At 72.4% G+C, this 13,623-nt stretch carries 12 protein-coding genes and 2 pseudogenes; 5 read left to right on the top strand and 9 right to left on the bottom strand.

From position 1 onward, the window contains the following. Positions 1-284 precede the first annotated feature (284 nt). The 3 genes and pseudogenes from ACFV0G_RS07860 to ACFV0G_RS07850 form a co-directional block, all read left to right on the top strand. Positions 285-707: pseudogene (locus ACFV0G_RS07860) on the top strand (transglycosylase family protein); the annotation flags it as partial. Positions 708-754: 47 nt separating this feature from the next. Further along, complete coding sequence (locus ACFV0G_RS07855) at positions 755-910, top strand: hypothetical protein (protein WP_380543327.1); 156 nt, start codon at positions 755-757, stop codon at positions 908-910. Positions 911-1,177: 267 nt separating this feature from the next. Continuing rightward, positions 1,178-1,281: pseudogene (locus ACFV0G_RS07850) on the top strand (TetR/AcrR family transcriptional regulator); the annotation flags it as partial. Between the two features lie 32 nt (positions 1,282-1,313). On the opposite strand, the gene ACFV0G_RS07845 reads toward ACFV0G_RS07850, so the two are convergent. The 7 genes from ACFV0G_RS07845 to ACFV0G_RS07815 all read right to left on the bottom strand — a co-directional run bounded on the left by ACFV0G_RS07845 (position 1,314) and on the right by ACFV0G_RS07815 (position 9,839). Continuing rightward, positions 1,314-2,978, bottom strand: a complete 1,665-nt coding sequence (locus ACFV0G_RS07845; protein WP_380543323.1) for a bifunctional 3-(3-hydroxy-phenyl)propionate/3-hydroxycinnamic acid hydroxylase — start codon at positions 2,976-2,978, stop codon at positions 1,314-1,316. Next, positions 2,975-4,126: a VOC family protein gene (locus ACFV0G_RS07840; RefSeq protein ID WP_380543320.1), complete on the bottom strand. Its 1,152-nt coding sequence runs from the start codon at positions 4,124-4,126 to the stop codon at positions 2,975-2,977. The genes ACFV0G_RS07845 and ACFV0G_RS07840 overlap by 4 nt, the downstream gene beginning before the upstream one ends. 141 nt (positions 4,127-4,267) lie before the next feature. After that, positions 4,268-5,233: an FAD-dependent monooxygenase gene (locus tag ACFV0G_RS07835; RefSeq protein ID WP_380543340.1), complete on the bottom strand. Its 966-nt coding sequence runs from the start codon at positions 5,231-5,233 to the stop codon at positions 4,268-4,270. Continuing rightward, on the bottom strand, positions 5,185-6,033 hold the full coding sequence (locus tag ACFV0G_RS07830) for an FAD-dependent monooxygenase (protein WP_380543317.1): 849 nt from the start codon (positions 6,031-6,033) through the stop codon (positions 5,185-5,187). The genes ACFV0G_RS07835 and ACFV0G_RS07830 overlap by 49 nt, the downstream gene beginning before the upstream one ends. Positions 6,034-6,500: 467 nt before the next feature. Beyond that, positions 6,501-6,851 carry a DoxX family protein gene (locus ACFV0G_RS07825; protein WP_380543314.1) on the bottom strand — a complete coding sequence of 117 codons (351 nt, stop codon included), beginning with the start codon at positions 6,849-6,851 and terminating at the stop codon, positions 6,501-6,503. Between the two features lie 13 nt (positions 6,852-6,864). Next, positions 6,865-8,787 (bottom strand): acyl-CoA synthetase, encoded by a 1,923-nt coding sequence (locus ACFV0G_RS07820; RefSeq protein ID WP_380543311.1) that lies wholly within the window; start codon positions 8,785-8,787, stop codon positions 6,865-6,867. 98 nt (positions 8,788-8,885) lie between these two features. Then, complete coding sequence (locus ACFV0G_RS07815) at positions 8,886-9,839, bottom strand: fumarylacetoacetate hydrolase family protein (RefSeq protein WP_380543309.1); 954 nt, start codon at positions 9,837-9,839, stop codon at positions 8,886-8,888. A 154-nt stretch (positions 9,840-9,993) separates the two neighbouring features. On the opposite strand from ACFV0G_RS07815, the gene ACFV0G_RS07810 reads away from it, so the two are divergent. Beyond that, positions 9,994-10,665: a TetR/AcrR family transcriptional regulator gene (locus ACFV0G_RS07810; protein WP_380543306.1), complete on the top strand. Its 672-nt coding sequence runs from the start codon at positions 9,994-9,996 to the stop codon at positions 10,663-10,665. Between the two features lie 122 nt (positions 10,666-10,787). Here ACFV0G_RS07810 and ACFV0G_RS07805 read toward each other — a convergent pair whose 3' ends face one another. Further along, entirely contained in the window at positions 10,788-11,114 is a 327-nt protein-coding gene (locus ACFV0G_RS07805) for a hypothetical protein (protein ID WP_380543303.1), read from the bottom strand. Positions 11,115-11,436: 322 nt separating this feature from the next. Between ACFV0G_RS07805 and ACFV0G_RS07800 the strand changes: the two genes are divergently transcribed. Beyond that, entirely contained in the window at positions 11,437-11,970 is a 534-nt protein-coding gene (locus tag ACFV0G_RS07800; protein WP_380543300.1) for a GNAT family N-acetyltransferase, read from the top strand. Positions 11,971-12,023: 53 nt separating this feature from the next. On the opposite strand, the gene ACFV0G_RS07795 is transcribed toward ACFV0G_RS07800, so the two are convergent. Next, a complete protein-coding gene (locus ACFV0G_RS07795; protein WP_380543297.1) occupies positions 12,024-13,604 on the bottom strand; it encodes an asparagine synthase-related protein in 1,581 nt (526 codons plus the stop codon). Positions 13,605-13,623 lie beyond the last annotated feature (19 nt).

Genomic DNA, 13,623 nt, shown 5'->3' with positions numbered 1-13,623 from the left:
GCATCGGCGCCCACCCCCGCCCCCACGCCGGGCGCCGGTTACCGCGGCGGCGTGTCCTTGGTCTGCAGTTCCAGGAACGGGGGGACCGCTCGTTGGGCAGCAACCGGTGGCCGCCGCCGGCCCTGCCCACCCCGCTCGGACGTGCCCGGCCGCGGTGAGGATCCGGCACGTCGGGCTCGCTCCGCACGGAGCGGGACGACGGCGACCGCCTCGGGACGACGGGGGTGGCGCGGGCGGGTGGCCGGGCGCGGCCTGGCGGGTGACTTCCCGGGAATGTCGGCCGGGTGCGGGCAGCAGGGTGTGCCAACGGTGCAAGGGCGGTGCCCCCGGGGCGCCGGCCGCCCGATCGCCGACATCTCGGGGAGTGTTCCGCCGTGCCCATCGCCTCCGCCGCCCACCGGATCCTGCAGTTACTCCTCACCCTCGCCTGCGCCACCGGCCTGTGGACGGCCTTCGCCGTGCCCGCACAGGCAGCCCCCGCACACACCGCTTCCGTCCTCGCCGCGGCGAACACGGCGCCCGAAGCCGCACCGGCCGACGAGCAGGGCGTCGACTGGGACAAGGTCGCGTCGTGCGAGAGCGGCGGCCGCTGGCATGCCAACGCCGGCAACGGCTACTACGGCGGCCTCCAGTTCGATCAGGCCACCTGGCGCGCCAACGGCGGCACCGCCTACGCGGCCCGCCCCGACCTCGCCACCCGCGAGCAGCAGATTGCCGTCGCCGACCACCTCGCCGCACGCCGAGGCCTGGCCCCGTGGCCTGTCTGCGGCCCACGCGCCGGACGCGCCGGCCCCCACCACCGGCCCTACAGCTGCCCCGCGGCTGGCCCGCCCGCTACGCCGCCAACCAGGACACCATCGGCGACGACCCCGACCTCATCCTCACCGGCCGGGCCCTCCGCCTGCCCTGAACGCCTGCTGCCCCCACGGCCCGGCCGAGCCGCTCACCCACGGACCGCGGCGGCTGCCGCCCGAGAGACAGGCACAGGACGCACCGCACGGGTCAGGCGTCCGGGTGCGCCTCGGTCTTCAGCGACCACGAGCCGCCCCCGCAGCCGGCCGGCAGCGGCGGAAACCGGTGCCCCTTCACATCGGTGCTCCAGTGGTGCCCCGCCCCGCAAGATCACTCCCCGGGTCACGCGGACCGGACAGCCGTACGCGTGGCAGAGCTGGTCGAGGCGGCGTTCCGCCATGAGCTCGGCCGGACCCGAACGCCAGGATGGAGGAGCTCGCGCAGGCCGCCGGTGTCGTACGACGCACTCTCTTCGGGTGCTTCCCGGGCGGAAAGCATCCGTGTTGCGGAGTCGGCCGTCGTCACCGTGGTTCCGCGACCACGGTTGGAGGGCCCTCGGCTGCCCGGCCGCTGCTGCACAGGGACGCCCAGGCGGCGGAGGTGGCCGCGAGGTCGTCTCCGCACCTGGTGTCGGGGCGGCGGGGTCGGGCCGCGGTGGCGAGGACGACGCGGTCGGGGCGGAGCAGGACGGCACCCGCGGTGCCCATCCAGCGGACCAGGGCCCGTGTGCCGGGATCGGCTTCGACGCGGCGCGTGCCGGGCTCCCGTCGCCGGGGGTCGTGCAGGTGGATGACGCGGGCGTCCAGCGTCCGCGCCAGCGCCTGCAGGGCCGGGCTGAGCGGCATGGTGGCCAGGAGGGCGAAGCCCTCGCCGAGCAGGTCGTCCAGCAGGCGCGGGGTGCCGTCGGCGTCAGGGAGCAGTGGCTGGGGGCACAGTGTCCCGGGGCGCGGGTGGCCCTGACCGCGAGAGCCGGCCAGGGGCCCCGGTCTCAGCGGTGGGCTGACGGCGGACAGGACGAGACCGGAGGCACCTGGCAGGCGGGATAGGACCGGCAGCACGGCTTTGCGGGCCAGTGCGGTGCCCGTTCCGCCGCCGGTCATGACCGCGCCGACGGCCACGGCGGTGCGTATCAACTGCTGTGCGTGGCGCCGGCGTTCGGCCTGGTAGGTGTCGAGCAGGGCCTCGCTGGCGCGACCGGTGAGGACTCGGGCGAGTTTCCAGGCGAGGTTGTGGGCGTCCCGCATCCCCGCGCCCATTCCCTGTCCGATGAAGGGCGGGGTGAGGTGGGCGGCGTCCCCGAGCAGGAAGATGCGGCTCTGGCGCCAGCCGTCGGCGACCTGGGCTCGGAAGGTGTAGGTGGCGGTGCGCAGAACGTGCAGTTCCTCCTCGGGGATACCTGGCGTCCAGGGAGCGATCAGCGCGAGCAGGCGCCGGCGGTCGGTGAACTCCTGCGGCTGCTCGCCCGTGCGCAGACGGAACTCCCAGCGGTAGCGGTCCTCGGCGACACGCATGTAGGTGGCCGCCCGTCGCGGGTCGCAGATCTGGTGGACGCCGTCCCAGGCGGGCAGCGGCAGGCGGCAGCGGATGTCGACGACCAGCCACTGCTGGGAGTTGGCGAGGTCCTGCATCCGGGAGCCGATGGAGGCGCGGACCAGGCTGCCCGCGCCGTCGCATCCCAGGACGGCGTCGGCCCGGACCGTGTGGGAGACACCGGTGTCCTCGTCCTGGTAGATCACCGGTACTGGAGCGCCGCCGTACGGGGGCGGGGTCACGGCGGTGACCTCGATGCCTCCGCGCAGCGTGACCAGCGGGTGATGCCGGAGGTTGTCCCGCAGCAGTTGCTCGAGTTCGGGCTGGTCGAACATGTTGGCTTCGGGAAAGCCGTACCGGCCGCACGGGTTGTCGCGGCGGAACTCGGCCAGCACCCGGTGGGAGCCGTCCAGCAGCCGCATGCCGCGGGTGGGACGGGAGATCGCACCGAACGCGTCATGAATACCCAGGGCCTGCAGGATGCGGTACACCTCGTCGTCCAGGTGGACGGCGCGCGGCAGCGGATACGGGGCGCGGTGGCGTTCCAGGACCAGGGCGGGCACGCCGTGGCGGGCGAGGAGGGTGGCGGCGGTCAGCCCGGTGGGTCCGGCGCCGATCACCACGACGGGCACATGCTCAGGGATGGTGGCGGTCACTTGCTCAGGGCTTTCAGCAGGCCCAGCAGACGGGCGCGGTCGATCTCGTTGTCCTCGCGCAGCACGGAAATCGCCTGAAGGAGCGCCCCGGGCGACGGGGTGGTGCCGAGGAAGTCCCGAGTGGCAGGTGGTCCCCACTGGGCCAGGCCGGAGGCGGACATCGCGGCCCAGCCGGGTTCGAGTGTGTTGTCGAAGACGTCGCCGTCGACGTAGTGCTCGAGCATGAAGCGGTCGGGGTCGCGCCAGTAGTCGAAGATCTGGCTGCCCTGGATGTGCCGGCCGATGCCCCAGGAGTGGTGGTAGCCGCGCTCGCGCAGGTACGCGCCGCCGGCGGCCAGCGCGTCGAGGTCGGCGACCTGGTAGGCGGAGTGGACGTAGCCCGTGTCGGGGCCCAGGTGCATGGCCAGGGTGTGGTGGTCGGCGGGTTCGCTGCCGCGGTCGCAGCGGATGAAGGCCATGCTGGGGCCGCGGTCGCGCTGGCCGTCCAGGTAGAGGAAGTCGCTGACGATCAGGCCGAGGTGCTGCAGGTACCAGTCCAGGGCGCGCCGGAAGACCCGGGTGGAGAGCACCACGTGGCCCAGGCGCTGTACCTGGGAGGGCTTGCGGGGCGGGCGCTGGGTGGCGTTGATGCGGGCGGCGGCGGTGGTGGTACCGGTGTTGAGGAGCAGGGGCTGCTGCAGCGGTCGCGCGGGCTGCCCGGTGACGCCGTGTACGACGCGGACGGGGATGCCGGAGGGGTCGAACAGGTCCACGGCGCGGCCGCCTCCGTACTCGGTCAGAGTGCGGACCTTGTGTCCGGTGGCACGGGCGAGCCGGTCGAGGTCTGCGGCGTCGGCGGCGCGGAAAGCAGGGCCGATGAACCGGGAGGCGGGGCCGCGTCGGATCACCAGGCAGTGGGGGCCGGCCAGGGCGCCGCGCAGATAGAGGACGTCATCGGTACGGGCGGCGGTGGTGAACCCGAAGTCGTGGGCGAAGGCTTCCGCGCGGCCCAGGTCGGGCTTGGTGAACTCCAGCCAGGCCAGGTCGACCACCTTGATGACGGGCTGGGCCGCACGGCCGGGGTGCTCACCGCGCAGGGCGCCCTGTCCGCTGTGCAGACCCTGATGGGCGTCGGCGGTGGGGACAGGGATGGATGTCGGGTCGTTCACGGGGGTTTCCTTCCTGCGGCCCGCACGACCTGTCGCGGCGGCGGTGCGGGTGCCCGGGGGCGAGGCGTGGGTGAGGGTCGGGCCCGGCCCGCCGACTGCGGGGCCGGTCGGCGGGCCGGGTGGCAGGGCGGTGAGCGGTTCCTACCGGGCGAGGAGGGAGTCCAGCGCGGTGGTGAGTTCGGCAACCGGGTCAGTGCCCGCGCCGTGGGCGCGCCAGCCGATGAAGCGGTCCGGGCGCACGAGGACGGCGCCTTGCGGTGTGTGACCTCGGGCGGCGGTCCAGGTGGAGCGCACGTCGCGGTAGTCGCCCTCGACATGGCCGACCCGGATCGCGTCCAGCGGCAGCCCGCTTGCGGCGGCGATCTTCTCGGCGGCCTCGCACCAGGCCTGACCGTCCTCTCCGGCGATCAGCAGCAGGCGGCCGGGGCGCACCAGGCGGGCCAGGGCCGTGCAACGGCCGTCGACGTCCTCCAGCCAGGCGTGGGGCAGCGGGTGTCCTGGGCGGGCGGCGGGCTGGTAGATGCGGACGGGGTCGGGGTTCTCGGGTGCGGGAGTGCCGTCGGGGACGACGGCCGCTGAGTCGTACGTGTAGCCGAACTCGACGCCCAGTTCGTTGAACTCCATGGACTGGGCGGCCACGGCGGTGAGGAAGGTGCGGCGGAAGTCGGCATCGGCGGGGTCGGCGCTCCACAGGCGGCGGGCCTGCCGCCAGTTCTCCTCTTCGCCGGCCTCGGGCCCGCCGCCGAAGCGGGCGTTGATGGTGATGTGGTTCATGGCGTTTTCCAGTGAGCGCTGGACGTTGGTGGCGTCCACCGGGCGCCGTTCGGCCTCGTAGGTGTCGAGCAGGGCGTCACCGGCATGGCCGCTCAGGACGGCGGTGAGCTTCCAGGTGAGGTTCTGGACGTCGTGCATGGCGGAGGTCAGACCGAGGCCGCCGGTCGGCGGGTGGCGGTGGGCGGCGTCGCCGGCGATCAGGACGCGACCGACGCGGTAGCGGTCGGCGACCACGCCTTCCAGCGTCCAGCGGGAGATCATGTGAACCGTCAGGTCCTCCCCGCTCAAGCCCAGCCCCGTGCGCAGGTCGGCGAGTACGGACTCGTCGTCCAGCGCGCGGGCGTCATCGGACCCGTAGTTGAGGTGGAAGACCCACTCCTCGGACTCGGGCCCCCAGTGGTGGGGCCCATGGGCACCAGAATGCCGGGGATGCCGAGGCGGGGCAGCCACAGCCATCGGATCAGCACCTCCGGGTCGCGCGCCCAGCGGGACAGGTCGGCGGAGATGTGGAAGGAGACCACGCGGGCGAGGTCGCGAACGCCCTCCTGGACGATGCCTACGGCAGGTCCGACGGTACGGCCGCCGTCGCAGCCCAGCAGGTAGCGGGCCCGCACCCGGTAGGTCTCCCCTGTGTCGCGGTCGGCGACGGTGGCGGTGACGCCCTCGTCGTCCTGGGCGAGTCCGGTCAGCTCGTGGTGGAAGCGGACACGACCTGGCGCGAGTTCCCCGGCGCGGGTGCGCAGGACCGGCTCCAGGCGGATCTGGGGCAGGTTGGCCTGTCGCTCGGGGCTGGCCGCAAGCCACTCCGGCGAGTTCCCGCCCGCTCCCCAAGCCTCCATCCTGGCGAGCCTGCGGCCGTGGTCCTCGTGGCCGCCGGCCAGGCCGACGTACCAGGCGGTGTGGGACATCTGCTCGGCCGGAGTGGAGGCGGCGTAGACGGTGTCGGCCACGCCGGCGTCGCGCATGACCTCCATGGCCCGCTGGTTGAGGACATGGGCCTTGGGCAGGGCGGAGGTGCTGGGCCAGGCGGTTACCAGCAGGGACTCGATGCCCATGCGGCTGAGCAGCATGGAGGCGGTGAGCCCCGCACCGCCTCCGCCGACGATGAGAACGGGGACGTCGATGTCGTTCATGGGTACTCCACGGATGTCACGGCTCGGGCCTTGAGGTGGGGACGGCTCAGAGAGGCGGGGGAACAACGCCGAGGGCGTTTCCCCGGTCGATCGATCGAGGGGCGTCGGTCCCGTTCACGGGTCGAGCGGGCGGCGACGAGTACGGATGCGAAGGCGGCTCGGTTCCGACAGGCGCCCGGTCACAGCGGCGGACGTAGGCAGCCCGGACAACACGGAGAGGCTGCTGGAAACCGGTGGTGTCCCGCTCAGGGCCTCGCCGGCCGAGGCGGTTGAGTGGCGGTGGGCGCCGTGCGAAAGAAGCCTGCGGCGGTGCTGAGGGTGGAAGCTGTGCTGTGTCGGCCACCACGTGGAGTGCGGGGCGGCGGGTGCTGGCGGATGTCGATGCGGCTCATCGTGATGCTCCTCGGATGCCCGGCCGACGGATGGACGGTCAGGGCGACATGCCGGCGACCGAGGAGTGCGGGCGGCTAGCTGCCGGCCAGCAGTACGAGATGGGCTGCGGCCAGGGCACCCACGACGGCGGCCGGCAGGCAGCGGGTGGCTGGGTCGCCACTGCGCAGGTGGACGGCGACGGCTCCGGCCATGAGCAGGATCAGACCGACCGATGCGGCGGCGCCGAGCGCGGTGATTCGCAGACCGAGCAGCAGGCCGGCCGCTGCCGCCACCTCCAGAGCACCCAGCAGGCGGTAGTGGGTCGTGGTCATGCCGACGTGGCCCGCGGCCTGGCGCATCGCGGGGACTGCCGCAAGCTTGGCCGCTCCCAGCAGGAGGAACATCCCGGCCAGGAGGACGGCGAGGACGATGGCGGTGGTGCTCATGGGGGCATCCCTCTCAGGTGGCTTGTTCGGGGGTGTACTGCCAGTGCAGGACGTACCGGTCCAGGGCTGCGGTGACCCTGCGTCGTACCGCCTCGTCGGCAAGGGCGGGCAGCGTGACACGGACACCGCCGTCGTGCGGCCGGCACAGGATGAGCTCCGGGTCGCAGTCCGCGCCCTGGGCGGCCAGTTCGGCGTGGACCGCGCGGCGGGTGGCGTCCAGGCGCAGGCCGAGCTTGTAGGGCTTGCCGACGGCCGTGAGCGGGATGGCGTCGATCACGAGCACCTCGCGCGGGGCGGCTGCGCGTTCGGGGACTCGTTCGGCGGCCCAGGTGAGCAGTTCGGCGGGGTCGGCCTGGGCGCCGGGGGCGAGGGTGACGTAGGCGACGGGGACTTCGCCCGCGTGGGGGTCGGGGCGGCCGACCGCCGCGGCGGCGGTGACCTCGGGGTGGGCGAGGAGGGTGTCCTCGATGGCGGCGGGGTCGATGTTGTGGCCCCCACGGATGATCAGGTCCTTGGCGCGGCCGGCGAGATGGATGAAGCCGTCGGCGTCGATGCGGGCCAGGTCGCCCGTGTCCAGCCACCCGTCGCGGATCTTCCCCGCGGTCTCCAGGCGAGGCCCCTGGGCGGTGTGCTCGGCAACGTACCCGGCGAAGACGACCGGACCGCTGACGGCGAGCACCCCAGTGGAGCCGGGCGGCAGGTCGTGCCGCTCGCCGGTGTTCGGGTCGATCCGCACGGTCTTGACCTGCTGGTAGGGCAGGCGCCGGCCGACGCTGCCGGCGCGGGTGTGACCGGGCAGGCCGAGGGCTGAGGCGCAGGTCGCCTCGGTCAGCCCGTAGCCCTCGCACAGCGGGATGCCGGTGTGCTGCTCGAAGGAGTCCCGAACGGCCGGAGGGAGAGGCGAGGCGCCGACGGCGGCGAACCGCATGCTGGAGATGTCCGCGTCGACGGGGACACGGGCGAGGACGGAGTACACAGTGGGCACGCCGGACATGGCGGCGATGCGGTAGTGCTCCACCAGCTTCCAGAACACCGGATACAGCCCGGGATCGCGGTAGCCCAGCGGCCCGGCCCACACCACTCCCCGGCCGCGCAGCAGCGGGCCGAGCAGGGTGACGATCAGGGCGTTGACGTGGAACAGCGGCAGCGCGGCAAACATCGCCGAGTCCTCGTCGAGGGGGATGCTCGCGGCCACCATCCAGGCGTCGACGACCTCGTTGGCGTGCGTGTGCGCGGCGAGCTTGGGAGTGCCGGTGGTGCCGCCGGTGTGGAAGTAGGCGGCGAGGTCGTCGGCGGCCGGGGGCTCGATGTCCACCAGCCGGTCTGCGGGATGGGAGGCGGCCAGCTCCGTGAGGTAGCCGACGCGTACGCCTTCGATGGGGTCCAGAGCGGGGGTGGGGACCTCCGGGAGCGTTGGGGCGACCGCCAGCAGTGCGTCCAGGCGCAAGGCCGCGGCGACCTGCCGGGCAGTGGCCCAGACCTGTGCATCCAGCTGTGGACCGGCGGCGATGAGTACCCGCGCGCCGGCGCGCCGAAGCAACTGCTCTACGTGTTCGGACGCCAGGCCCGGGTTGACCGGGGCGGCGATGCCCGCGGCCTGCGCGGCCAGCAGGGCGGCGGGCAGCTCCGCGGTGTTCGGCGCGAGCAGGCCCACAGCGGCGCGGCGCGTGGCGCCGAGCGCGCGCAGCAGGTTGGCGGTGCGGTGCACCTGGTCGCGCAGTTCCGCGAAGGTCACGATGGTGGGGCTCAGGAAGCGCGCGGCGTCGGGCAGCACCGTCAGGGCCGGGCGGTCGGGCCACAGGCGGGCGGCGCGCAGCACGGTGTCGTAGGTGGTGGCGGGCAGGCCGCGCTCATGGAGCGGAACGGCTTCGATCGCAGACAGGTCCGCGATGCTCTCGGGGGCGGGCCACAGCAGGTCGGTGGGTGTGGGTGTCACCGGTGCGCCTTTGCAGGGTGAGGGAGGGATGGAGTCAGGTGGCCGGCCCGGTACGGGGATGCCGGGCCGGCCGGCCCCAGGCGTGGTCCCGGGAGTCGTCAGCGGGCGCGCACCACTGTGCGCTGCTCGCCGAGATCGAGTGCGCCGTCATCGGTGGCGATACGGGCCGTGACGGCGTCGCCGTCCTTGAGGTAGTTCGGGTTCGCCACCTGGCGGGCGAAGAACTTCTGCCAGCGCTTGTGCGGGGGCAGCAGGGCGGCAAGCGTGGTCAGGAGCCTGCCCGGAGACTTGAGGGCGGTGCCGCCGGGGGTTCCGGTGAGCAGGACGTCACCGGGCTGGAGGGTCTGGAAGCGGGCCAGAAGGCTGAGGGCACGCGCGGGCCGGACGATCATGTCCGTGGTGGTGCGGTCCTGCCTCGTGGCCCCGTTGACCTTCAGCGTGAGCCGCAGGTCCGGCAGGCGGGCCAGATCGTCGGCATCGACCAGGAGCAGGCGGGGCCCGAGCGGAGTGAAGGTCGGGTACGACTTGGACTCGTAGAACTGCGTCTTGGGCAGCTGCAGGTCACGCGCGCTGACGTCGTCGGCAACCACCAGCGCGGCGACGTACTCCGCCAGGGTGGGGTCGGTGACCTCGGTGCCGACCGGCAGGTTCGCGCCCATCACCAGCCCGAGCTCCACCTCGTAGTCGAGGAACCGCACGTGCGGCGGCCGGACGATGTGCTGGTAGGGGCCGCTGACGGACCCGGAGGCCTTGCGGAAGAACGCGGGCGGGACGGTGTCCGGGTCGAACCCGGAATCCACTGCGTGGGAACGGTAGTTGACCATCTGCGCCACCACCCGGCAGGGGGTGGTGACGGGCGACAGCAGCTCCGCCTCTCGAGCGGAAGGCCCGGCGCCGGGGGCAGCCGCGGCGCGGGCGGCCGCCTCCTGCACGGCGGAACGGTCGGCGAGCAGGCCGGCGGTGGTGTCCGCGTCGGTGTCGACGTGGTGCAGCCGTCCTGTGCCGCTCTCCACCCACCAGCCGTCTGTGGTGCGGACGACCTGGATACTCATCGGCTCTCCTGAGTCCTGGACGGGCGCCGACCGGACACTCCTTCAAGCAGCTCCAGTCAGCAGTGATGAAAGCATCAGTCCGGATGGCAGCATCGTCAACAGCCATCAGTGTTGATGAAAACATCAGGACTGATTCAGCGGGTAAGATGGAGGCATGAGTACCGACCGACAGAGCAAGGCCAATGGCCGGACTCCCAGCCGTGCACCCAACCGCCTGGACCGGCGCAAGGCGCTCACCCGAGCCGCTCTGATCGCCGCAGCGCAGGGGTTTCTCGCCGAGCAAGGGAGGGCCGACGTCAGCATCCAAGAGATCACCGAGGCGGCGGACGTCGGCTTCGGCTCCTTCTACAACCACTTCACCAGCAAGGACGAGCTATTCGACGCCGCCGTCGCCCTCACCCTGGAGCAACACGGCGAACTTCTGGAATCCGTGGCGGGAGACCTCAAGGACCCCGCGGAGATCTTCGCCGCCAGCATCCGCCTGACCGGTCGGCTGCAGCGCACCCACCCGCAGATCGCCAGGATTCTCGTCCGCACAGGCATGCCCTATCTCACCTCGGACAGAGGCTTGGCACCTCGGGCGATGCGGGATCTACGGGCCGCCGCCGACGACGGACGGCTGGACATCGACGACCCGCGCACTTCTGTAGCCATGGTCGGCGGCGCCCTGCTCGGAGTGCTCCACCTGCTGGAGACCCGCCCAGACCTCGATGCCGAGCATGTTTCCGACCAACTGGCCTTCCGCCTGCTGCGCATGTTCGGCATGACGCGCGCCGAAGCACGGGCTATCGCCACCCGGCCCCTGCCACCGCTGCCCCGGACCTGACATGGGCGAGAGGCGGCAAGGAGCGTTTTCCAGCCTGAAGTTGCAGGTCGCCGGGCTGGCATGGGTCTCGGCTGGGGAACACGTGCCGGTCGTGGGCCTGATCGCTAGCAGGTGATCGTCGGTCAGCGCTGGATCTCGGTGTTCGTGAGCACGGGTAGGGCCCGCAGGAGTGCGGTTGCGTGTCGGAAGTTCATTCGGACCTTGGTGAGGATGCGCCAGTTCTTGAGGTCGGCGGAACCGTGTTCGTTGGCCGCTCGCTCGCGGCTGACCAGCTTGTTCGCCCCCTCCTGCGCGGCGGTGAGCGGATGGCCGCGGGTCGCCTTGCGCTCGGTGACGATCGCCGGATCGTCGGGGTCGTCCATCGCCCTCCTGCGCTTGCTGCCCGGCACAAGGGCCGCAACCGACCTGGCCGAACTGCTCATCCGCCAGAACCGCTTCACCGAAGCCATCGCAGCCATCCCTGACGTGGCCGCACAGCGGGAGGAGGCCCGGCACCTGCGGACGAACGGGCAGCAAGCCCTCACCCCCGGCGCCGACCACATCGGCGACGACCCATGGCCAGCCCCGAATACCGCACCCTCAGTAAGGTGAACCACGGCGAGGTCCTGACCTGCGGTGGTTCAGGTTGAATGAGACGGGCGACCGGATTTCCGTCCGACTCGGGAGGCTTTTCCCCGGGTCGCCCCTGCCGGTGAGCCGTTCCCAATCCCCCGACTGGACGGACCCGACCGGTCTACGCTGCCCCCGGGTGTGTCTGGGAGGAGAGAACTGATGTACCAGATGCGTGAGGCGACCGCCTCTGACGCGAGGCCGATCGCCGAGATGGTGCGGGCCCGCTCCGCGTGGCTGTCCGCCCGCGGGCTCGGCGAGTGCGCGGACATGGCAGACGTGTACGGCTCGCAGGCCGGGGACCCCGTGTTCCCGGTGTGGGTGCTGGAGCACGAGAGCGACGGTGTCGTCGGCTGCACCTCGACCTTCGGCAACGAGGCCCTGCCCGAGTTCGCGTTCAGCGAGGCCGAGCGCGCGGAGCCGACGCTGTTCCTCGCCACGACGTTCACTGTGCCGAACCCGCACCGCCTCGGCCGGCTGATCGCCTGGTGGGCACTGAGCCGGGCTGCGGCAGAGGGCCTCACCTGGGTCCGGCGCGGCACGGGACAGGAGCAGCTCGCCCGCTACTACCAGGAGGCGCAGGGCTGGGAGCTGCTGCGGGTCGTGGACCGCCGCGGCGCGAAGGTCTTCTTCCTGCAGCGTGCGGCTGAGGCCGTGCCGGAGCTGGCTGACCTGATGGCCGGCCGAGGCCTGTAGCAGCATGCGCGAGGGCCCGCGGCAGGCGTTCTGCTGCGGGCCCTTGGCCGTGCTCAGCGGCAGGTGAGCGCGGAGTCGGCCAGCAACGCGAACACGGCCTCGTGGTCGCCGGCGGCCGGGGTGCCGCCTTCCAGGCGTGCAGCGACCAGGGCCAGGCCGTCAGGGTCAAGGAGTCGGGCCTCGATCAGCGGGGAGCCGTCGGCCAGGATCTGGCGCATCCGGGGTACCCCGTGGCGGCGCATCGCCTCGGTGATGATCTGTTGGAAGTTCTCGATGACGGGCGGCCGGGCGACCTTCGACGCCATGCCGGTGCGGGCCAGGATCACCCGCATCACCTGCTTGTCGCGGCGCCATTCCAGTGGCAGCCACTCGCAGAACCGCACGAGCGCCGGGTCGGTGAGCGGGTGGACCGGCCAGAGTCCGTGGCGGAGGAACGCCGGGCCGCACACGGTCTTCGCCATGAGCGTGGTCTCGGGGACGACGGCGGCCGGGGTGATCGCCGTGTCGATGTGTGGCAGGAGGGCGTGGGCAGCGGGGCCGAGCCACGGCGGCGTGTCGGCCGGCTCGAAGCCGCCCCAGCCGCCGGTGTCCTCGGCCGCTGTGGTGGCCATCAGCTCGTCCCCGCCGATGCCGGTGAATACCGTCCGGACGCCCGCTGCGGCGAACCGGCTGGAGAGTGCGTTCAGCGCGTCGGCGTAGATATCGGTGGTCGGGGACACCCATACCGGCTCGCTGAACCTTGACGACGGCCCGTAGGGGAGGTGCTCGCAGGCCTGCACGGTCAGGCTGGACCAGCCGGATGCGATGTGCTCCAGGATCAGCCGGCGCCGCTCGGTCTGCTGGGCGCCGCGCTCGGCGTCGAGGATGACCGTTCCGGCCGTCACGCCGGCCCCGTTCGCGGCGGTGCGCATGGCCAGGGCGACAGTGGTGGAGTCCATGCCGCCTGACAGCTGCACCGCGGTCCTGGAGCCCGTCCAGGGGATGCGGTGGATGGCCAGCTCCAGAAGGTCGGTGAACAGGCGGATCGGGTCCGCTCCCGTCCGCAGCGCGCGTGCCCGGCTGTGCTCGGCCGGCTCCGGGAGCTGGAAGGTGAGCGAGCCGTCCGGGCAGAAGTCGGCCGTTGCACGTTCAGTGAGGAGCTTGACGTCCCGCCAGAACGTGGCCGGCGAGTACCGGGCCCGCAGGGCGAGGTGCCGGGTGATCGCGAGCGCGTCGAGCCTGTCCGGGCGCTGCTGGCCGCGCAGGTTCGCCAGGTCCCACGAGCCGTGCAGGACGCCGTCCTCGACGGCGAGGTATTGCGGGACGGTGCATGCGGTCCCGATGGCTAGGCGAACGCGCTGTCCGGGCTGGAACTCCAGGGTGGTCCAGTCGTCGTGGAGATCACGCACCTCACCGAGGGCTATGTCGTAGTCGCCCGGCGAGACCACGGCCACCTCGGGCCGCGAGGGGCGGGCGCTGCTCCTCCTGGCGGCGCTCGCCAGCACGATGCGGGTGCCGTCGGTGAGCGCGACCTGCTCGGTAAGGGGATGCCGGTAGGGCTCGATCCAGGACGCCCCGCAGTGCCAGCGGTTGCCGTGCCAGGACCAGGTCTTGCCGGGGAGATTGTCGTCTTGCGTGATGCGGAGGTGGAACACAGCGGTCAGCCCTTCGTGC

The sequence above is a fragment of the Kitasatospora sp. NPDC059571 genome (genome assembly GCF_042735675.1).
Lineage (GTDB): Bacteria > Actinomycetota > Actinomycetes > Streptomycetales > Streptomycetaceae > Kitasatospora.
Note: the sequence above shows the minus strand (reverse complement) of the source record. Positions and strands in the feature narration are given on the sequence as shown.

What these genes read in the sequence shown, in the direction of transcription:
- ACFV0G_RS07830 (WP_380543317.1), bottom strand. Translation starts at nt 6,033, where the DNA reads ATGAACGACATCGACGTCCCCGTTCTCATCGTCGGCGGAGGCGGTGCG.
- ACFV0G_RS07825 (WP_380543314.1), bottom strand. Translation starts at nt 6,851, where the DNA reads ATGAGCACCACCGCCATCGTCCTCGCCGTCCTCCTGGCCGGGATGTTC.
- ACFV0G_RS07815 (WP_380543309.1), bottom strand. Translation starts at nt 9,839, where the DNA reads ATGAGTATCCAGGTCGTCCGCACCACAGACGGCTGGTGGGTGGAGAGC.
- ACFV0G_RS07810 (WP_380543306.1), top strand. Translation starts at nt 9,994, where the DNA reads ATGAGTACCGACCGACAGAGCAAGGCCAATGGCCGGACTCCCAGCCGT.
- ACFV0G_RS07805 (WP_380543303.1), bottom strand. Translation starts at nt 11,114, where the DNA reads ATGGCTTCGGTGAAGCGGTTCTGGCGGATGAGCAGTTCGGCCAGGTCG.
- ACFV0G_RS07800 (WP_380543300.1), top strand. Translation starts at nt 11,437, where the DNA reads ATGTACCAGATGCGTGAGGCGACCGCCTCTGACGCGAGGCCGATCGCC.